The 20,319-nt window shown below is 73.7% G+C and carries 16 protein-coding genes; 13 read left to right on the top strand and 3 right to left on the bottom strand.

What is annotated here, in order from left to right; all coding sequences use genetic code 11:
• Window positions 1-57 precede the first annotated feature (57 nt).
• The 6 genes from infB (at window position 58) to KPF22_RS22070 (ending at window position 7,250) form a co-directional block, all read left to right on the top strand.
• The gene (gene infB / locus KPF22_RS22095) at window positions 58-3,078 is read left to right on the top strand and encodes a translation initiation factor IF-2 (protein ID WP_224403176.1); all 3,021 of its coding nucleotides are present in this window, start codon (window positions 58-60) and stop codon (window positions 3,076-3,078) included.
• Between the two features lie 69 nt (window positions 3,079-3,147).
• Window positions 3,148-3,441 (top strand): DUF503 domain-containing protein, encoded by a 294-nt coding sequence (locus KPF22_RS22090; RefSeq protein ID WP_062401124.1) that lies wholly within the window; start codon window positions 3,148-3,150, stop codon window positions 3,439-3,441.
• A gap of 178 nt (window positions 3,442-3,619) precedes the next feature.
• Window positions 3,620-4,066, top strand: coding sequence for a 30S ribosome-binding factor RbfA (rbfA, locus tag KPF22_RS22085; protein ID WP_062401126.1), 447 nt, complete (start codon window positions 3,620-3,622; stop codon window positions 4,064-4,066).
• The gene (locus KPF22_RS22080; protein ID WP_208826705.1) at window positions 4,063-5,061 is read left to right on the top strand and encodes a bifunctional oligoribonuclease/PAP phosphatase NrnA; all 999 of its coding nucleotides are present in this window, start codon (window positions 4,063-4,065) and stop codon (window positions 5,059-5,061) included. The genes rbfA and KPF22_RS22080 overlap by 4 nt, the downstream gene beginning before the upstream one ends.
• 129 nt (window positions 5,062-5,190) lie before the next feature.
• Window positions 5,191-5,832, top strand: a complete 642-nt coding sequence (locus KPF22_RS22075) for a class I SAM-dependent methyltransferase (protein ID WP_374107518.1) — start codon at window positions 5,191-5,193, stop codon at window positions 5,830-5,832.
• Window positions 5,829-7,250 carry an MATE family efflux transporter gene (locus KPF22_RS22070; protein WP_224403175.1) on the top strand — a complete coding sequence of 474 codons (1,422 nt, stop codon included), beginning with the start codon at window positions 5,829-5,831 and terminating at the stop codon, window positions 7,248-7,250. The genes KPF22_RS22075 and KPF22_RS22070 overlap by 4 nt, the downstream gene beginning before the upstream one ends.
• A 159-nt stretch (window positions 7,251-7,409) precedes the next feature.
• On the opposite strand, the gene KPF22_RS22065 is transcribed toward KPF22_RS22070, so the two are convergent.
• Window positions 7,410-9,188 (bottom strand): ATP-binding protein, encoded by a 1,779-nt coding sequence (locus KPF22_RS22065; RefSeq protein ID WP_224403174.1) that lies wholly within the window; start codon window positions 9,186-9,188, stop codon window positions 7,410-7,412.
• 125 nt (window positions 9,189-9,313) lie between these two features.
• A complete protein-coding gene (locus tag KPF22_RS22060) occupies window positions 9,314-10,786 on the bottom strand; it encodes a cation:dicarboxylate symporter family transporter (protein ID WP_208826619.1) in 1,473 nt (490 codons plus the stop codon).
• Window positions 10,787-10,902: 116 nt separating this feature from the next.
• Between KPF22_RS22060 and KPF22_RS22055 the strand changes: the two genes are divergently transcribed.
• From KPF22_RS22055 to KPF22_RS22025, 7 genes are all read left to right on the top strand, one after another.
• Complete coding sequence (locus tag KPF22_RS22055) at window positions 10,903-11,562, top strand: response regulator transcription factor (RefSeq protein ID WP_208826617.1); 660 nt, start codon at window positions 10,903-10,905, stop codon at window positions 11,560-11,562.
• A gap of 9 nt (window positions 11,563-11,571) precedes the next feature.
• Window positions 11,572-12,468: a tRNA pseudouridine(55) synthase TruB gene (gene truB, locus KPF22_RS22050; RefSeq protein ID WP_208826615.1), complete on the top strand. Its 897-nt coding sequence runs from the start codon at window positions 11,572-11,574 to the stop codon at window positions 12,466-12,468.
• 64 nt (window positions 12,469-12,532) lie between these two features.
• Window positions 12,533-13,495, top strand: a complete 963-nt coding sequence (locus tag KPF22_RS22045) for a bifunctional riboflavin kinase/FAD synthetase (RefSeq protein WP_208826613.1) — start codon at window positions 12,533-12,535, stop codon at window positions 13,493-13,495.
• A 65-nt stretch (window positions 13,496-13,560) separates the two neighbouring features.
• Window positions 13,561-14,100: a helix-turn-helix domain-containing protein gene (locus KPF22_RS22040; protein WP_224403173.1), complete on the top strand. Its 540-nt coding sequence runs from the start codon at window positions 13,561-13,563 to the stop codon at window positions 14,098-14,100.
• Between the two features lie 171 nt (window positions 14,101-14,271).
• A complete protein-coding gene (gene rpsO, locus KPF22_RS22035; RefSeq protein ID WP_020621572.1) occupies window positions 14,272-14,541 on the top strand; it encodes a 30S ribosomal protein S15 in 270 nt (89 codons plus the stop codon).
• 242 nt (window positions 14,542-14,783) lie between these two features.
• Window positions 14,784-17,069, top strand: a complete 2,286-nt coding sequence (locus tag KPF22_RS22030) for a polyribonucleotide nucleotidyltransferase (protein ID WP_208826609.1) — start codon at window positions 14,784-14,786, stop codon at window positions 17,067-17,069.
• A 79-nt stretch (window positions 17,070-17,148) separates the two neighbouring features.
• Window positions 17,149-18,459: a pitrilysin family protein gene (locus KPF22_RS22025; protein WP_224403359.1), complete on the top strand. Its 1,311-nt coding sequence runs from the start codon at window positions 17,149-17,151 to the stop codon at window positions 18,457-18,459.
• 151 nt (window positions 18,460-18,610) lie between these two features.
• Here the strand turns inward: KPF22_RS22025 and KPF22_RS22020 are convergent, their stop codons facing one another.
• Complete coding sequence (locus KPF22_RS22020) at window positions 18,611-20,299, bottom strand: ABC transporter family substrate-binding protein (protein ID WP_224403172.1); 1,689 nt, start codon at window positions 20,297-20,299, stop codon at window positions 18,611-18,613.
• Window positions 20,300-20,319: the final 20 nt, after the last annotated feature.

The following is a 20,319-nucleotide window of genomic DNA, read 5'->3' as shown; positions in this document are numbered from 1 at the left end:
AGGTTCGAGGTCGAGCGGGATGCTGCCGCCCGGCCTCCGGTCAGGATGAGGAGAGCAGTGGCAGGCAAGGCCCGCGTGCACGAGCTCGCGAAAGAGCTCGGAATCAGCAGTAAGCAGGTCCTCAGCAAGCTGCAGGACCTGGGGGAGTACGTGAAGTCCCCCTCCTCCACCGTGGAGGCCCCGGTCGCGCGCAAGCTGCGCGACGCGATGGCCTCCGGTGGGGGCGCCGCCGGCGGTCAGCGCCGCGGTTCCGGCGCGCCCGGTGGCGGTCGTCCGCGCGCCGGTGGCTCCGGCGCCCCGTCGCCGTCGCGCCCGACCCCGGGTCCGGCCCCCAAGCCCGGCCCGCGTCCGGGTCCGCCGGCCCCCGCGGCACCCACCCCGGGTGCCCCGTCGCCGGCGCAGCCGGCGGCGCGCACCGACGTCCCGAAGCCGGGACCGGCCGCGCCCAAGCCCGGCCCGCAGGCCCCGGCGGGCCCGGCGGCTCCGGCCGTCGAGACCCCCGCCGCGGCCGCCGAGGCCCCGGCCGCGCCGCGGCCCGGTTCCGCCGCGCCGAAGCCCGGCCCGGCAGCCCCGAAGCCGGGTCCGGCCGCGCCGAAGCCCGCGCCCCGTCCGGGCCAGGGACAGGGTGGTCAGGGCGGTGGCGCCCCGCGTCCCGCCGGCCAGCCCGGTGAGCGTGGCGCCCGTCCGGGCCCCCGCCAGCCGCGCGTCGGCAACAACCCGTTCGGGGTCGGCCAGGGTTCGCCCAAGCCGGGCCCGCGTCCCGGCCCGCCGCAGCCCCAGCAGGGCGGTGGCGGCCAGCAGGGCGGCGGCCGTCCCGAGGCTCCGGCCGCGCGTTCCGGTGAGGCCCCGCCGCGTCCGCCCCGTCCGGGCGGCGCTCCGGGATCGGGCGGGCCCCGTCCGAACCCGGGCAACATGCCTCCGCGGCCGAACCCGGGCATGATGCCCGCGCGTCCGGCTGCGGGTCGTCCCGGTGCCGGTGGCCGTGGTGGCCCCGGCGGCGGTCGTGGTGGCCCCGGCGGTGGCCGTGGTGGTCCCGGTGGCGGTCGTCCCGGTGGCGGTGGCGGCGGTTTCCGTCCCGGTGGCGGCGGTCCCGGTGGTCCGCCCCCGGCCGGTGGTTTCCGTGGTCGTCCCGGTGGTGGCGGTGCGCGTGGTCGCGGCGGTGCCGCGGGTGCGTTCGGCCGTCCCGGCGGTCCGGCCCGCAAGGGTCGCAAGTCGAAGCGGCAGAAGCGCCAGGAGTACGACGCCATGGCCGCGCCCTCGGTGGGCGGCGTCCGCCTGCCCAAGGGCAACGGCGAGACGATCCGGCTGCCGCGTGGCGCGTCGCTGACCGACTTCGCCGAGAAGATCAACGCCAACCCGGCCTCGCTGGTGCAGGTGTTGTTCCACCTCGGTGAGATGGTCACGGCCACCGCGTCGGTCTCGGACGAGATCCTGGAGCTGCTCGGCCAGGAGATGAACTACCGCGTGCAGGTCGTCTCCCCCGAGGAGGAGGACCGTGCGCTGCTGGAGTCGTTCGACATCGAGTTCGGTGACCCGGGCGACGAGGACGCGCTCGAGGCGCGTCCGCCGGTCGTGACCGTCATGGGTCACGTCGACCACGGTAAGACGCGGCTGCTGGACACGGTCCGCAAGGCGAACGTCCGCGAGGGCGAGGCCGGCGGCATCACCCAGCACATCGGCGCCTACCAGGTCGCGGCCGAGCTCGAGGGCGAGGAGCGGCTCATCACGTTCATCGACACCCCGGGTCACGAGGCGTTCACCGCCATGCGTGCCCGTGGTGCGAAGTCCACCGACATCGCGGTCATCGTGGTGGCGGCGGACGACGGCGTGATGCCGCAGACCGTCGAGTCGATCAACCACGCGCAGGCGGCCGGTCTGCCGATCGTCGTCGCGGTCAACAAGATCGACGTCGAGGGTGCGAACCCGCAGAAGATCCGCCAGCAGCTCACCGAGTACAACCTGGTGGCCGAGGAGTACGGCGGCGACACCATGTTCGTCGACATCTCCGCGAAGCAGGGCACCAACATCGAGGCCCTGCTCGAGGCGATCCTGCTGACCGCCGACGCGGCGCTCGACCTGCGGGCCAACCCCGAGATGGAGGCGCAGGGCGTCACCATCGAGGGTCACCTCGACCGCGGTCGCGGCCCGGTGGCCACGGTGCTGGTCCAGCGCGGAACGCTCCGGGTCGGCGACTCGGTCGTGGCCGGCGACGCCTCCGGGCGCGTCCGGCGCATGGTCGACGAGCACGGCCAGGACGTCACCGAGGCGCTCCCGTCGCGTCCCGTGCAGGTCATCGGTCTGACGTCGGTGCCGGGTGCGGGCGACACGTTCCTCGTCGTGGACGAGGACCGGGTCGCGCGCCAGATCGCCGACCGGCGGCGTGCCCGCGAGCGGAACGCCGAGCTGGCGAGCCGTCGCAAGCGCGTCAGCCTGGAGGACCTGGACGCCGCGCTGAAGGAGACCAACACCCTCAACCTGATCATCAAGGGTGACAACTCGGGCACCGTCGAGGCGCTCGAGGAAGCCCTGATGAAGCTGGACGTGGGTGAGGAGGTCGAGCTGCGGGTCATCCACCGCGGCGTCGGCGGTATCACCGAGGGCGACATCAACCTCGCCATCGCGGACAACGTCATCGTCATGGGCTTCAACGTCCGTGCCGAGGGCAAGGCCACCGAGCTGGCCAACCGCGAGGGCGTCGAGATCCGCTACTACTCGGTGATCTACCAGGCGATCGACGAGATCGAGGCGGCCCTCAAGGGCATGCTCAAGCCGGAGTACGAGGAGGTCGAGCTGGGCCGCGCGGAGGTCCGCGAGGTCTTCAAGTCCTCGAAGTTCGGCACGATCGCCGGTTGCCTGGTGATGAGCGGGGAGATCCGCCGGAACGCCCGGGCGCGCCTGCTGCGCGACTCGAAGGTGATCCACGAGAACCTCCCGATCTCGTCGCTGCGCCGGTTCAAGGACGACGTGGTCGAGGTCCGCGAGGGCTTCGAGTGCGGTCTGACGCTCGGTACCTACGGCGACATCAAGGTCGACGACGTCATCGAGACGTTCGAGATGCGGGAGAAGCCGCGCGACTAGCGGCTGACGAACGCGCTCCGACGGGGCGGCCGGTCACCGGCCGCCCCGTCGGCGTCAGCGGAGGTGTGTGTGTACGTCGGCTCCCTGGAGTGTGACGTGCTGCTCGGCGACGTCCGGTCGCTGAAGCAGAAGCGCTCGGCGGTGCGTCCGCTGCTGGCCGAGCTGCGCCGGTTCGAGGTGGCGGCGGCCGAGGCGGGCCATCTGGATCTGCACCGCCGTGCGTTGATCGGGGTGAGCTGTGTCGCCGCCGACGCGGGGCACGTCCGTGCCCTGCTGGAGCGGTGCGAGCGGCTGGTGGCCGCCCGCCCCGAGCTGGAGCTGCTGTCGGCCCGGACCCGGCTGTTCGGCCCCGACGACGACTGAGTCCCGGCGGTCGGGGGACGACGCGGCGGCACCGAGTCCCGGCGGTCGGGGGACGACGCAGCGGCACCGCGTCCCGGCGGTCGGGGGACGAACCGGCAGGACCGAGAACCGAACGCGGCGTGACCCCGCGACCCGTGCCTAGACTCGGGCTCGCACGACCCGCTGGAAGGAGCAGGACATGGTCGACCAGGCCCGCGCGCGCAAGCTCGCGAAGCGGATCTCGCAGATCGTCGCGGAGGCCCTCGAGCACGAGGTGAAGGATCCGCGGCTGGCGATGGTGACGATCACCGACACCCGTGTCACCGGCGACCTGCGCGAGGCGACCGTGTTCTACACGGTCATGGGTGCCTCGCTGGAGGAGGAGCCGGACACCGCGGGGGCCGCCGCCGCGCTGCAGAGCGCGAGCGGGGTGCTCCGCAGCCGGGTGGGGCAGCAGACCGGGGTGCGGCACACGCCGAGCCTCGCGTTCGTGCTGGACGCGGTGCCGGACACGGCCCGCCGGATGGAGGAGCTGCTGGCCCGCACCCGCGCCTCCGACGAGGAGGTGGCCCGGCTGGCGGCCACGGCGTCGCCGGCGGGGGACGCGGACCCGTACAAGGCCCCGCGGGAGACCGACGCCGAGTGACCGGCGGCGCGCACGAGACCGTCCCGGGTCCCGGTCCGGTCGACCCGGCCGGGGCCGCGGCGGTGCTGCGCCGGGCCCGTGACGTGCTCGTGGTCGGGCACGTCCGGCCCGACGCGGACGCCGCGGGCAGTGCCCTGGCCCTGGCCACGGCACTGCACCGCGCGGGGACCCCGGTCACCGTGTCGTTCGGCGGACCGGACCCGGTGCCCGCCGGGCTGGTCGACACCCTCGACCCCGACGGGCTGGTCGTCGCCTCGGTGGACGCGCCGCGCGCGCCGGACCTGCTGGTCTGCTGCGACATCTCGTCGTCCCGCCGGCTGGGCGACCTGGAGCCGGTGCTCGACACGTCCGGGTCGTCGCTGGCGGTGGACCACCACGCGTCGTTCGTGGCGTTCACGGACCGGTACCTCGTGGACCCGGGCGCCCCGGCGACGGTGACGCTCGTCCGGGCGGTGCTCGCCGAGCTGGGCGCCCCGCTGGACGCGGTCCTCGCCCGGTCCCTGTTCGCGGGGCTCTACACCGACACCGGTGGTTTCCGGCGGGGTGGTGCGGAGGCGCTCCGGCTGGGCGCCGAGCTCGTCGACGCCGGTGTCGAGCCCGCCCCGCTGCTGCGGGACATCGGCGGTCCGGTGCCGTTCGCGTGGCTTGCCGCGCAGGCCACGGTGCTGGCCGGGGCCCACCGGGAGGCGGGCGTCGCGGCGGGGGCGGACCTGGTGTGGGCCGCCGTCGACGTGGCGACCGCGACCCGGTTCCGGGACCGCACGGTCGCCCTGGTCGGGCCGCTGCAGGCCGCGGCCGGGGGCGGGGTGGCGGCGCTGCTGACCGAGACGGCACCGGGGGAGTGGTCGGTGTCGCTGCGCGGCAACGGGTCCCCGGACCTGTCCCGGGTGGCGACGAGGCTCGGCGGCGGCGGGCACACCGGTGCCGCCGGGTTCGAGCGCTCCGGTACCCGCGACGGGCTCCTGGAGCTCCTCCGGGCGGAGCTGGCCCGCTGAGCACGTGCCCGGTTGATCGGGTTCATCCGGGGTACATGGCCGCGACACCACGATCGCGTGGACCTCGGGGCGGTCCGGTGTCGCAGCACCGGGGCACGTAGCGTGTCCCGCGAGACCAGGAGGTGAGCGGTGCGATCCGAGCCCGCTGCGGCCCGCGGGGGCGACGACAGTCACGGCAACGAGCCCAGCGGGTGGCCGGAGTTCCTCCGGGCCTGGCTGCGCAATCCGGCCCAGGTGGGTGCGGTGTGGCCGAGCTCGCCGCGGCTGTCGGCGAAGCTGGCCCGTATCGCGCCGGGTCACGGCGCGCCGGTCGTCGTGGAGCTGGGGCCGGGTACCGGCGTCGTCACCACGCAGGTCGCCAGGCGGCTCCCGCCGGAGGGCCGGCATCTGGCCGTCGAGCTCGACCCGCGGATGGCCCGCTTCCTGCAGGACCGCCACCCGGGCGTCGAGGTCGTGAACGGTGACGCCCGCAAGCTGGGGTCGCTGCTGGCCGAGCGCGACATCACCTCGGTCGACGCGGTGATCTCCGGGCTGCCCTGGTCGCTGTTCGACCGGACCATGCAGCAGGAGATCCTCGACCAGGTCGTCGGGGCGGTGGGGGAGACCGGTGCGTTCGCGACGTTCGCCTACTCCCACACCCTGCCGATGCCCTCGGCGCGGCGGTTCAAGGCGGCCCTGCACGACACGTTCGACGAGGTCGTGACGACCCGCACGGTGTGGCGCAACCTGCCGCCCGCGTTCTGCTTCCTCTGCCGTCGTCCCCGTCGGTGACCCGGTCCGCCCCCATCGCGGGCGGGCCCCGTGACATCCTCCGGCTCGCCCTGCCCGCGCTCCCGGTGCTGGCGGCCGAGCCGCTGTTCCTGCTGGTCGACACGGCCGTCGTCGGGCGGCTGGGTGGACTGCCGCTGGCCTCGCTCGCCGTCGCGGCGGTGCTGTTCGCGCAGGTCACGACCCAGCTGACGTTCCTGTCCTACGGGACGACGGCCCGCGCGGCCCGGTTCTACGGTGCCGGGCGCCGGTCGGCCGCGGTGGCGGAGGGTGTGCAGGCGACCTGGCTGGCGCTGGGCGTCGGGCTGCTGGTCGTCGTGCTCGGACAGCTCGCCGCGGCACCGCTGGCGGGGCTGCTCGCCGGGGACCCGGTGATCGCCGAGGGCGCGGTGTCGTGGCTGCGGATCGCGCTGCTCGGTGCCCCGCTGGTCCTGGTCACGCTGGCCGGCAACGGCTGGATGCGCGGGGTGCAGGACACCCGTCGCCCGATGTGGATCGTGATCGGCGGCAACCTGCTGTCCGCGCTGCTCTGCCCGCTGCTGGTGCACGGGGCGGGGGACTGGGAGGGCTGGGGGCTGGAGGGCTCGGCCGTCGCCAACGTCGCGGGGCAGGCCGTCGCGGCGTCGCTGTTCCTGCGGGCGCTGGTCGTCGAACGACGGCGCGCGCCCGCCGGTGACCCGGTCCGCTTCGCCCCGGACGCCGCGGTGCTCCGTTCGCAGGCGACGATGGGCCGCGACCTGATCGTGCGGTCGCTGGGGTTCCAGGCCTGCTTCCTGTCCGCGACGGCGGTGGCCGCCCGGTTCGGGTCCGAGTCCGTCGCCGCGCACCAGATCGTGCTGCAGCTGTGGGTGTTCCAGTCCCTGGTGCTCGACGCGGTCGCGATCGCGGCGCAGTCGCTGGTCGGAGCCGCCCTGGGTGGCGCGGACGGCCGACACGGTGCGGACGGCGGACACGGTGCCGACGGCGGGCGCGGTGCCGACGGCGACCGTGCGGACACCGGACCGGCGCGGTCGCTCGCCGCCCGGGTCACCCGCTACGGCCTCGTGCTCGGCTGCGGGTTCGGCGTGCTCTTCGCCGCGCTCTACCCCGTCCTGCCGCCGGTGTTCACCCGCGACGCGGCGGTCCTCGCGGCGATCCCCGCGGCGTGGTGGTTCTTCACCGCGCTGCAGCCGATCGCCGGGGTGGTGTTCGCCCTGGACGGCGTGCTGCTCGGCGCCGGTGACGCGGCCTTCCTGCGCACCACGACGCTGCTCGCCGCGCTCGGCGGGTTCCTGCCGATGATCTGGCTGTCACTGCTGTTCGGGTGGGGACTGGCCGGGATCTGGACCGGGCTCGCCGCGTTCATGGTGGTGCGCCTGGTCGCGGTGGGGCTGCGGGCGCGGTCGGGGCGCTGGGCGGTCCCGGGGGAGGTCCGGGCCTGACGCGCGTGGCCCGTCGACGGAGCCCGGGCGGCGGAGTGGCACACCCGGCACCCGGTGCGGAGGTCCGGAGGTGCACGACGTGCCACCGGGCGGTTCCGGGACGGGGCACCGGGCGACGTCCCGCGCGGCGCGCCCGGGGCCCGGTGGTGGCGGCGGGGGTCAGACCCGGTCGGTGGCCGGGGTCTCCGCACGGTGGACGGCGGCGTCCGGCCGGTGGAGCGGGGCGCCGGGGTCCTCCGGCGGCACGGTGGTCCCGTCGTCCCCGGAGGGCTCGGCCGGGAGCGGCAGCCGCACGGTGAACACGGCGCCGCTGCCGTCGTCGCGGGTACCGACCGTCACCGACCCGCCGAGGCGGCGGGCGATCCGGTCGACCAGGGCCAGCCCGATGCCGCGGGGGCGGCCACCGGGCGTGGCCCGGGTGCTGAACCCGAAGGTGAACAGTTCGCGGGCGGTGTCCTCGGGCACCCCGGGACCGCTGTCGGCGACCTCCAGCCGCAGCTCGCGGCCGTCGGGAGCGGTGCTCAGCGCGACCGCGACCGACCGCTCCCCGGTGCGCCCGGCGACCACCTCGATCGCGTTGTCGACGAGGTTCCCGGCCAGCGAGACCAGGTCGTCCGCGGCGAACGGCAGCCGCAGTTCCGGCAGGACGTCGGGGTCGCAGGTGTCGGTGACGGTCAGGGTGACGTCCTGCTCGGCGGCCTGCCACGCCTTGTCCCCGAGCAGCGCGGCGAGGACCGGGTCGTAGACCGCGGCGACGACCTGCGCGGCGGGGCCGCGGGTGCGGTCGAGCGCGGCGGTCCCGGCCTTCGCGGCGTCGGCGGTGTCGCCGAGCTCGATCAGGGTCAGGACGGTCTGCATCCGGTTGCCGAACTCGTGGGCCTGGCCGGACAGCGCGGCGACGGTGTCGCGGGCCTCGTCGCGCTCGCGCAGCACCCCGGCCAGCTCGGTGCGGTCGCGCAGGGTGAACACCCGCGTTCCCGGGCCCGCGGCCGGCCCGGCGTGCCTGCTGTTGACCAGCAGCACCCGCTCCCCGGCCAGGGCGGCCCGGTCGCGCAGGTCCGAGCGCAGCCCGCTGGTGAGCACGGCGGCGACGGCGGGGTCCATGCCGAGGCCGGCGAGCGGCCGCCCCGGGACGGCGGGGTCGTCGGGGGAGTCGTGGCCGGGCAGGCCGAGCAGCCGCCGGGCCTCGGAGTTGACGACGACGAGCCGCCCGTCGCCGTCGACGACCAGCAGCCCCTCGCCGACGGCGTGCAGCACCGCCTCGTGGTGGGTGTAGGCGGCGGTGATGTCCTCGGGCTCCAGCCCCAGGGTCTGGCGGCGCAGCCGCCGGGCCAGCAGCACCGCCAGCCCCGAGCCGACGAGCACCGCCACCGCGGCGGCCGCGACGATCCCGGGCAGCGAGCGCAGCGCGAGGTCGCTGATCCGGGTCTGCAGCACGCCGACGGAGATGACCGCGGCGATCCGGCCGTCGACCAGGACCGGCGTGACGGTGCGGACCGAGGGCCCGAGGGTGCCGGTGTAGACCTCGGTCGAGGTCCGCCCGGCCAGCGCCGGGACGATGTTGCCCTGGTAGGGCAGCCCGATCTCGCCGGGGTTGTAGTGGCTGTAGCGGATGCCCTGCGGGGACATCACGACGATGAAACTGGTGCTGGTGGCCCGCCGGACCCGTTCCGCGACGGGCTGCAGCCGGGCGGAGAGGGTGGCGACGTCGCCGCCGTCGCGGACGGCCGCGACGACCTCGGGGTCCGAGGCGAGCGCCAGCGCGATCCCGGTGGTGAGCCGGCCCGCGGCGTCGTGCTCCAGCCGGATCGCGCCGTACCCGCCGAGCGCGGCGAGCCCGCCGACGGTGAGCAGCACCGTGACGACCTGCAGCAGGAACAGCCGCCGCACCAGCCGCGAGCGGCGCAGCGGCGGGGAGGAACGGAGCGGCCGGCGCACCGGTCCAGACTGCCACCCGTGGGGCGGGAGCGGGACCGGTGCGCCGGCCGGGGTGTCGACACCCCCGCGGGGCCGGTGGGCGCTCCGCGGGGGTGCGACGGTCATCGGAGGAGGACGGTCGGAGGTCAGGAGCCTGCGCCGACCTTCTCCCGGGAGCTGTCGTCGGCCTCGGGCTTCTTCGCGCCCTCGGCGGCCTCGTCGATCTGGCCGTCGGCGGCGGCGCCGCCGTGCGCGGCCTCCATGTCGGCCTCGACCAGCTTCGGGTCGTCCAGCACCGCGGCGAGGCGCTCGCGGTCGAGCTCGCCGTTCCAGCGGGCGATGACGAAGGTCGCGACGACGTTGCCGATGGCGTTGGTCAGCGCGCGGCCCTCGGACATCATGCGGTCGATGCCGACGATCAGCGCGAGGCCGACGACGATCGCCTCGGGGGTGAAGAACTCCCCGCCGAAGGCCTGCAGCGACGCGGCCAGGGTGACCAGGCCGGCGCCGGTGACGCCCGCGGCGCCCTTCGAAGTCAGGACCATCAGCACGGCCAGCGCGATCTGCGCGCCGATCGGCAGGTACTCGTTGCCCGCCTGGATGATGAACAGCGCACCCAGGGTCAGGTAGATGCAGGTGCCGTCGAGGTTGAACGAGTAGCCGGTCGGGATGACCATGCCGACGGTCTGCTTCGAGGCACCGGCGGACTGCAGCTTGGTGAGGAAGCGCGGCAGCACCGACTCCGACGACGAGGTGCCGACGATGATCAGCAGCTCGTCCTTGATGAGGCGGATGACCTTGAGGATGTTGATCCCGGCCATCCAGGACACCGCGCCGAGGACGACGACGATGAAGAACAGGCAGGTGCCGTAGAAGACCAGCATCAGCTTGAGCAGGTTGATCAGCGACCCGCCGCCCATCTGGCCGACGGTGTAGGCCATGCCGCCGAACGCGGCGACCGGCGCGGCCCACATGATGATCTTGATGATGCCGAAGATGACCTGGGCGATGCCCTCGATGCCGCCGACCAGGCGGCTGCGCAGGGCCGGGTTCAACGAGGAGATGGCGCAGGCGGCCAGGATGGCCAGCACCAGGACCTGCAGGACCGAGTTGTCGACGAACGGGCCGAAGAAGCTCTTCGGGAGCAGCGAGTCCTGGATGAACGGGATGACGCCCGACTCCTGCGACCCGGTCTCGAACTGGCCCTCGGCACGGGTCAGCTCCGCCGCGCTCGGCTGGCCCTCGAAGCCGGCACCCGGCTGGAAGACGTTGCCCGCGATGAGGCCCAGGGCCAGCGCGATCACCGTCATGATCAGGAAGTAGCCCATGGCCCGCGCGGCGAGCCCGCCGGCCCGGGCGAGGTTGCCCAGCGAGGCGATGCCGACGACCACGGTGCAGAAGATGACCGGGCCGATGATGACCTTGATCATCTGGACGAACGTGTCGGCGAGCCACTTCAGCTCACCGGCGAAGTCGGGAGCGAGGAACCCGACCGCGATGCCGGACGCGATGCCGACCAGCACCCAGAACCAGAGCTGGGTGTAGACCTTCTTCTTGGTCCGGGTGGGGGTGGTGGACCCCGTCCCGGACGAGCCGTCTGCGTTGGCGACCTCGGCCATGTCCGTCCTCCTCGACGTGTGCGGTGGGGAAACGATGGGGCCGGGGCGTGTCGTGGGGCAACCGCGGGGACACCGGGCTTGAGGAAGCTTTGAGGAAACGTGGCTAGGGTGTGCGCGTGCGGGTGCTGCTGGTCGAGGACGACGCGATCCTCGGCGACGCGTTGCGCCGCAGCCTCGTCCGCGAGGGCTACCCGACCGACCTCGTGACCAGCGGGTCCGCGGCCATCGCGGCCGTCGCCGAGCGGGAGCCCGACGTGGTGCTGCTCGACATGGGCCTGCCCGACCGCGACGGCATCGGCGTCTGCCGGGAGATCCGGGAGCGGTCCCGGGTGCCGATCCTGGCCATCACCGGCCGCGGCGACGTCGCGGCGCGGGTGCAGGGGCTGCGCTCGGGCGCGGACGACTACCTGGTCAAGCCGGTCTCGACCGAGGAGCTCGTGGCCCGGATCGAGGCGGTCCTGCGTCGTGCCACCGGCGCCGCGGTGGCCGCGACGGTGAGCGTCGGCGACGTCGTCGTCGACCTCGACCGGCGGTCGGTGACCGCGGGCGGCGCCGAGGTCGCGCTGACCCGCAAGGAGTTCGACCTGCTCGCCGCGCTCGCCCGCCGCGAGGGTGCGGTGCTGCCGCGCACCGAGCTGCTGGAGCAGGTGTGGGGGATCGCCGACGCGTCCGCGGCACGCACGCTGGAGGCGCACGTGGCGTCGCTGCGGTCGAAGCTGGGCGCCCGCGACGTCGTGGTGACGGTCCGTGGAGTCGGCTACCGGCTGGCGCGTTAGCGTCCCGGCGTGCCCGCACGCAACCCGCCCCCGCCGCCCGGACTCGTGATCGTCGACAAGGACCGGGGCCCGACCAGTCACGACGTCGTCGGGAAGCTCCGCCGGATCATGGGCACCCGCAAGGTCGGCCACGCCGGGACGCTGGACCCGATGGCGACCGGGGTGCTGGTCGTCGGCATCGAGCGGGCCACCAAGCTGCTCGGGCACCTGTCGCTGGACACCAAGGCCTACACCGCGACCGTGCGCCTCGGGCAGGCCACCGACACCGACGACGCCGAGGGCACGCCCGTCGGCCAGCCCGTCCCGGTCGATGCCGACGACGCCGCCCTCCGGGCCGCGATGGCCGCGCTGACGGGCGGGATCATGCAGGTGCCCAGCGCGGTCTCCGCGGTCAAGATCGACGGGAAACGCGCCTACCAGCGGGTCCGCGACGGCGAGACCGTCGAGATCCCGGCCCGCCCGGTCACCGTGTCCGCCTTCGAGCTGCTCGCGGTGCGCCGCGAGGGGCCGTGGTGCGACCTGGACGTCGCCGTCGACTGCTCCTCGGGCACCTACGTCCGCGCGCTCGCCCGCGACCTCGGCGCCGCGCTGGGCTCCGCCGGTCACCTGACCGCGCTGCGGCGCACCCGGGTCGGACCCTTCACCCTGGAGCACGCGCGCACCGTCGAGCAGCTCGCCGACGACCCGGGCCTGTCGCTGGACCTCGCCGCGGCCGTCGCGACGGCGTTCCCCCGCGTCGACCTCGACGCCTCCGCCGCCACCGACGTGCGGTTCGGCAAGTCGCTGCCCGCGGCCGGGATCGAGGGCACCTACGGCGTGTTCGCCCCGGACGGCGCCGCGCTGGCCCTGATGGCCGACCGCGGCGCCGCCGCCCGACCGGTCGTCGTGCTCGCCCCGGCCGGCTGACCCCCGGACCGGCCGCGGTCGCCCGCTGCGCGGGATCCCACCCGGTTCGCCTAGGCTCGCGGCCGTGCAGCGGTGGCGTGGTCTGGAGGCGGTTCCGCCCGGCTGGGGCCGGTGCGTCGTCACCGTCGGCGTGTTCGACGGGGTGCACCGGGGACACCGGCAGCTGATCGCCCGCGCGGTGGAACGGGCGCACGAACGCGGCCTGCCCGCCGTCGTCGTGACGTTCGACCCGCACCCGGCCGAGCTGATCCGGCCGGGCACGCACCCGGCGCGGCTGTCCACACTCGACCGGCGGGCGGAGCTCGTGGCCGAGGCGGGCGCGGACGTCTTCTGCGTCATCCCGTTCACCGAGTCGCTGTCCCGGATGGCGCCCGCCGGGTTCGCGCACGAGGTGCTGGTGGACCGGCTGCACGCGGCCGTCGTCGTCGTGGGCAGCAACTTCACCTTCGGCCACCGGGCCGAGGGCGACGTCGGGACCCTCGCCGAGCTGGGCCGTCGCTTCGGGTTCGCCTGCGAGGCCCTCGACCTGGTCTCCGACCGCGACGTGACCTTCTCCTCCACCTACATCCGGTCCTGCATCGACGCCGGGGCCGTCCGCGACGCCGCGCACGCGCTGGGCCGCTGGCACCGGGTGGACGGCGTGATCGTGCACGGCCACAAGCGTGGCCGTGACCTGGGCTATCCGACGGCGAACGTCGCCAGCCCACCGCACACGGCGATCCCCGCCGACGGCGTCTACGCGGGCTGGTTCCGCATCGGCGACCGCCGCCTGATGGGCGCCGTCTCGGTGGGGACCAACCCCACGTTCTCCGGGCGGGTGCGCACCGTCGAGGTCTACGTGCTCGACGTCGACGAGAACTTCTACGGCCACGAGGTCGGCGTCGAGTTCGTCGAGCGGCTGCGCGGCCAGGAGCACTACGACGGCATCGAGGCGCTCGTCGCGCAGATGGGCCGCGACGTCGCGACCTGTCGCGAGATCCTCACCGCGGCCGGCGACGCGACCGGACCCGACGGGGCCCCGGGTTAGGTGAAAACCCCCTGCCGGGGCCGAACGTCCACGCCCGCGCCGCGTGGTCGCCGAGGCTGTCCGGCATGGACGACCCCCGCATCGCGGACCCGGTGGCGCAGGAGATCGCGCGCAACCGCGACCGCCAGAGCGCGATCTACGGCGAGCCCCTCGACGAGCGCATCCGCCGGCTCACGACCGGTCTCGGCATCACCCAGGCCCGCCTCGCCGCCGCGATCGGGCTGAGCCCGGCGATGCTGTCCCAGCTGGCGGGTGGGCGCCGGGTCAAGATCGGGGACCCGGCGGTGCTGGGCCGGATGACCGCGCTCGACCGGCGGCTCGCGCACGGCCCGGTGCCCGACGCCGAGCGCGACGTGCTGCTGGCCAGGGTCCGCCGGGAGCCGACGCCGTGGGGCCCCACCGGCGCCTGCCGCTGCGCCGAGCAGACCCCCGCCACCGGGCCGGCGGTGCCGCGGCCGCGACGCGCCCCGGCGGAGCCGACCGCGGAGGACGCGCTGCGCGGGGTGAGCGCACCGGCCCGGCTCGTCGCGGCGGCGGCCGAGCTGGCGCCGGCGTTCCCGGAGATCGCGGAGGTGCTGCGCCGTGCCGCCGCCGGACGGCGCTGAGGTGACACGGGTCGGCGGCGGTCGGCGCACCCGTCGCTGGTACCGTTTCACACCGGGTCAGGCTGCAGTCCGTGGCGGCCGAGACCGACTTCCTGCCGTCCCACCGGTTCATCCGGGTTTTGTCGGACGTCACGGCCCCACGGACCGTCTCAAGGATGAAGGAGTTGAGCAGTGGCACTGACCACCGCCGAGAAGAAGAGCACGCTCGAGCAGTACGGCACCCACGCCACCGACACCGGGTCCCCCGAGGCCCAGGTCGCGCTGCTGACGCAGCGCATCGTCGGCCTGACCGAGCACCTGAAGCAGCACAAGCACGACCACCACAGCCGGCGCGGCCTGCTGCTGCTGGTCGGTCGTCGTCGCCGGCTGCTCAAGTACCTGCGCGAGGTGGACGTCGCCCGCTACCGCGCGCTGATCGAGAAGCTGGGTCTGCGCCGCTGACCCGCCCGGCCGACCCGGCACCGGTTCCCGGTGCCGGGTCGTTCCGTAACACCGAGCGACACAACTGAACAGAGCCCGCCACTCGGGCGACCGGACATCCGCCGGTCCTCGGTAGTGGCCCCCGGAGCGCGACGCGCGGCCGGGGGCTTCGATCGAAGACCGGCCCAGCAGGGGATCGAGCCGGCGCCACGGTGGTGGGGGTAGACGAAGACCACTCCCAACGACGAGGAGAACACCCCCGTATGACTGACGTCATCTCCGAGGACGGCGTGCACGAGAGCACCGCCGTCATCGACAACGGCACCTACGGCACCCGCACCGTCCGGTTCGAGACCGGCCGGCTCGCCCGCCAGGCCGCCGGGTCCGTCGTCGCGTACCTCGACGACGAGACCATGCTGCTGTCCGCCACGACCGCCTCGAAGCGGCCGAAGGACCAGTTCGACTTCTTCCCGCTCACGGTGGACGTCGAGGAGCGGATGTACGCCGCGGGCCGGATCCCCGGCTCGTTCTTCCGCCGCGAGGGCCGCCCGGGCACCGACGCGATCCTGACCTGCCGCCTCATCGACCGCCCGCTGCGCCCGTCCTTCGTCGACGGCCTGCGCAACGAGATCCAGGTCGTCGTGACGGTCATGTCGCTCGACCCGAAGGACCCCTACGACGTCGTGGCGATCAACGCCGCGTCGGCGTCCACCCAGCTCGCCGGCCTGCCGTTCTCCGGCCCGGTCGGCGGCGTCCGCGTCGCGCTCATCGCGAACGAGGCGGGCACCGACACCCAGTGGGTCGCCTTCCCGACCCACGACCAGCTCGACCGCGCCGCGTTCGACATGGTCGTCGCGGGCCGCATCGTCGGTGACGACGTCGCGATCATGATGGTCGAGGCCGAGGCCACCGAGAACACCATCGACCTCGTCGCCGGTGGGGCCACCGCCCCGACCGAGGGCGTCGTCGCGGACGGGCTGGAGGCGGCGAAGCCGTTCATCCGCAGCCTGTGCGTCGCCCAGCAGCAGCTGGCCGACGTCGCGGCCAAGCCGACCGCCGACTACCCGGTGTTCCCGGCCTACCAGCCGGACGCCTTCGAGGCGGTCTCCGAGGCCGTCGAGCAGGAGCTGGCGCAGGCGCTGACCATCGCCGGCAAGCAGGAGCGCGAGACCCGGACCGACGAGATCAAGGCGTCGGTGCTGGACAAGCTCGGCGAGCGCTTCGTCGGCCGCGAGTCCGAGCTCGGCAACGCGTTCCGCTCGCTGAACAAGAAGCTGGTCCGCCGCCGCATCCTGACCGACCAGGTCCGGATCGACGGCCGCGGCCTGACCGACATCCGGCCGCTGTCGGCCGAGGTCGAGGTCGTCCCGCGGGCGCACGGCTCGGCGCTGTTCGAGCGTGGCGAGACCCAGATCATGGGCATCACCACGCTGAACATGCTCCGCATGGAGCAGCAGATCGACCAGCTGGGGCCGGAGACGCGCAAGCGCTACCTGCACCACTACAACTTCCCGCCGTACTCGACCGGTGAGACCGGCCGGGTCGGCTCGCCGAAGCGCCGCGAGATCGGCCACGGCGCGCTCGCCGAGCGGGCCCTGATCCCGGTCCTGCCGAACCGCGAGGAGTTCCCCTACGCGATCCGCCAGGTCTCCGAGGCCCTGGGCTCGAACGGCTCGACCTCGATGGGCTCGGTCTGCGCGTCCACGATGTCGCTGCTCAACGCCGGTGTGCCGCTGAAGGCGCCGGTCGCGGGCATCGCGATGGGCCTGGTGTCCGACGAGGTCGACGGCCAGACGCGCTACGTCGCGCTGACCGACATCCTCGGTGCCGAGGACGCGTTCGGCGACATGGACTTCAAGGTCGCCGGCACCAAGGAGTTCGTCACGGCGCTGCAGCTGGACACCAAGCTGGACGGCATCCCGTCCGAGGTGCTCGCCGCCGCGCTGAACCAGGCCAAGGACGCCCGCCTGACCATCCTCGAGGTGATCGGCGAGGCCATCGACGGCCCGGACGAGATGAGCAAGTACGCGCCGCGGGTCACCGCGGTGAAGGTCCCGGTCGACAAGATCGGCGAGGTCATCGGCCCGAAGGGCAAGATGATCAACTCGATCACCGAGAAGACCGGCGCCGACATCTCGATCGAGGACGACGGCACGATCTACGTCGGTGCGAACGACGGCCCCTCCGCGGAGGAGGCGATCGGCATGATCAACGCGATCGCCAACCCGCAGCTGCCGAAGGTCGGCGAGCGGTTCCTGGGCACGGTGGTCAAGGCCGCCGCGTTCGGTGCCTTCGTCTCGCTCGTCCCCGGCAAGGACGGCCTGGTCCACATCTCGAAGCTCGGCAACGGGAAGCGGATCAGCAAGGTCGAGGACGTCGTCAAGGTCGGCGACAAGCTGCGCGTCGAGGTCACCGACATCGACAACCGCGGCAAGATCTCGCTGATCCCGGTGGTCGAGGAGTCCGCCTCCGCGGACGTCACCGACGCCCCGGCCGCCGAGGGCGCCGTCGACGCCGAGGCCCCGGCCGAGGCCGCCAACCCGAGCTGAACTGTTGGCACCTGAGAACGACCACGCGGCGGCGGCCCGGGACTCCTCCCGGGCCGCCGCCCGCGTGTCCCCGCCGCCCGTGGCCACCGCCGACGACACCACCGACACGGTCCGCCGCAGCGACCTGCCCGGCGGGGTCCGGCTCGTCACCGAGACGGTGCCGGGCGTCCGCTCGGTCGCGCTGGGCATCTGGATCGGGATCGGCTCGGTCGACGAGACCCCCGAGCAGGCCGGCGCCGCGCACTTCCTGGAGCACCTGCTCTTCAAGGGCACCCGGCGACGCACCGCGGCAGGCATCGCCGAGGAGATGGACGCCGTCGGCGGTGAGCTGAACGCGTTCACCGCCAAGGAACACACCTGCTACTACGCCCACGTCCTCGACACCGACGTGGCGCTGGCGGTGGACGTGCTGGCCGACGTCGTCACCGACGCCGAGCTGGCCCACACCGACGTCGAGCTGGAACGGGGCGTCGTGCTCGAGGAGATCTCGATGCGCGACGACGACCCGGAGGACCTGCTCGGCGACCTGTTCGACGAGACCCTGTTCGGCGACCACCCGCTCGGGCGCCCGGTGATCGGCTCCGAGGACTCGATCCGGGCGATGAGCCGCGACACCCTGCACAGCTTCTGGCGCGGGGAGTACACGGCGCCGCGGATGGTCGTCGCCGCGGCCGGGAACCTGGACCACGACCACGTCGCGGAGCTCGTCGCCGCCGCACTGGACCGTGCGGCGCGGGGCCACACCGGCGCGCGCCCGGTGCCGCCGCGTACGGCGACCGGGGCCCGCCCCGTGCGCACGGGAGCCCTCGGCCTGCTCGACGACGACTCCGAGCAGGCGCACATGATGCTCGGCGTGCCCACCGCGGGCCGCGCCGGGCGCGGCCTGCCGGTGCTGGCGGTGCTGAACTCCGCCCTCGGCGGGGGACTGTCGTCGCGGCTGTTCCAGCAGGTCCGCGAGCAGCGCGGACTGGCCTACCAGGTCTACTCCTCGACCGTCCGCTACGCCGACGCCGGCGCGCTGTCGGTGTACGCCGGGTGCGCCCCGGAACGGCTGGGCGAGGTCGTCGCGGTCGTGCGGGACGTGCTCGCCGAGGTCGCGGCCGACGGTCTGACCGAGGCCGAGGTCGTCCGCGCACGGGGCGCCCTGCGCGGGGGACTGGTGCTGGGCTGCGAGGACACCGCGTCGCGGATGAACCGGCTCGGCCGCGCCGAGCTGGACCACGGGCGGCAGCGGTCGCTGGCCGACAGCCTGGCCCGCATCGACGCCGTCACCCCGGCCGAGGTCGCCGCACTGGCGGGGGAGCTGCTGGCCCAGCCGCTCACCGCGGCCGTGGTGGGCCCCTACGGCGACGTGGACGACCTCCCCGCAGCGCTGCGCGACCTGGCCTGACCGGACCTCCCCCGAACCTGCTCCGAGGGTCACTCTCGTGGCTTCTACGGCCCCGAGAGTGACTCTCGGGGCACCCGGGGTGGTGGGTGTGAGACGGGCAGAGCCCCGGACCTGGCGGTCCGGGGCTCTGTGCCCGTCACGGGGTCGTCGATCAGGAGCCGTTCTGCCAGCCGAGGGTCTCGGGCAGCGGCGGGAACGCGAACAGCGCCGAACCCCAGTTCGCGAGCCCGGGCTTGGTCGCCCAGATGGACGGGCCGGAGTAGACCGGGAGCACGCCGTAGGTGGCGAGCGCCTTCTTCTCGGCCGCGGCGGCAGCGGCGTACTGCTCGTCGGCGGTGGGCAGGGTGTTGACCTTGCGCAGCTCGGCGTCGAGCTCCGGGGTGCCGGTGCCGGAGCTGTTCAGCGTCGAGTCCGAGCAGTACTGCTGGCAGATGTAGGCCACGCCGTACGGGTCGGAGGACTTGAATCCGAGGAAGACCATGTCGAACTCCTTGTTCGCCAGGACCTTCGAGAAGTCGGTCGACGGGACGACGCGGACCTGCAGGTCGACGCCGATGTTCTTCAGCATCGCCACCATGGCGCCGGACGAGGCGCGCTTGGTCGGGGTGTCACCGGTCTGCACGTAGGTGAAGGTCAACTTCTGACCGTCCTTGGTGCGGACGCCGTCCGGGCCGGCGACCCAGCCCGCGGCGTCGAGACCCTGCTTCGCGGCCTCGGGGTCGAACGTGACAGCGCTCGCGAGGTTGTCCTGGTAGCCCTTCTGGTAGGGCTGCAGGGTCAGGGAGCCGCCGAGGTCCTCGGTGTAGTCCAGTCCCTGGAAGGCGATCTTGGCGAGCTGGACACGGTCGATGGTGTCGAACACGGCCTTGCGGACGGCCGGGTCCTTCAGGATCGGGGTGGTGCTGTTGAGCATCAGCAGGTAGTTCGCCGGGGTCCCGGAGATGCGGATGTCGGCGTTCGGCACCGAGCGGGCCTGGGCGAGGAAGTCGGCCGACTCGGCCTCGGTCGCGTCGAGCTGGCCGTTGCGGAACGCGTTGATCTTGGCCTGCTGCTCCATCTGCACCAGGGTGATGCGGTCCAGCTTGCCCTTCTTGCCCCACCACTTGGGGTTGCGCTCGAAGGTGATGGTGGAGTTCTGCTTGTCGTAGTTCGCCACGGTGTACGGACCGGCGCCCCACTCCGGGTGCGGGTTGTTCAGGTAGCCCTTGTTGAAGACGTCCGGCGTGGCCGCCTTCGGGTGCACGAGCTGGTTGAACAGGCTCTGCCACCAGGGGTTGGGCCCGTTGAAGGCGACGACGGCCTGCTTGTCGTCGGTACCTCGGGTCACCGACGCGATGCGGTCGTAGCCGTCGGTGGAGTTCGGGATGAAAGCCGGGTCCTTGCCGCTGTCGGCCTTCCACGTCGCCTCGAACGCCCGCCAGTCGATGGGCGTGCCGTCGTTGAACACGGCCTTCGGGTTGATCGTGTACGTGACGGTGGTCTTGCCTCCGCTGTCGACGGCGTCGGCCTTGGTCACGTAGTCCGGGTTGACGATCGGGTCCCCGGTAGGGGTGAACGTGATGACCATCGGGTTGTAGAACCCCCAGGCGAGCCGGGTGTCCGTGGTCATGTCGCCTTGGAAGACGTTGAACTGCGGGTTCAGGTCCGAACGGAACGGCAGCGTGACCTGGCCGCCGTCCTTGACGTTCTCGTACGGCTGGGCGTTGTACGACGGCGTCGTGGACAGCGACTCGCCCGTCTGCGCGGGCCCGCCGGACCCACCCCCGCCACAGCCCGCCAGCACCAGGGCCAGCGCCGCGACGGCGGCGGTCGTCGCCCCGCGTCGGATCGGTCTGCGCATGTCTCTCCTTCGTTCGGTTC

The sequence above is a fragment of the Pseudonocardia sp. ICBG1034 genome, assembly GCF_020131375.1.
Lineage (GTDB): Bacteria > Actinomycetota > Actinomycetes > Mycobacteriales > Pseudonocardiaceae > Pseudonocardia > Pseudonocardia alni.
Note: the sequence above shows the minus strand (reverse complement) of the source record. Positions and strands in the feature narration are given on the sequence as shown.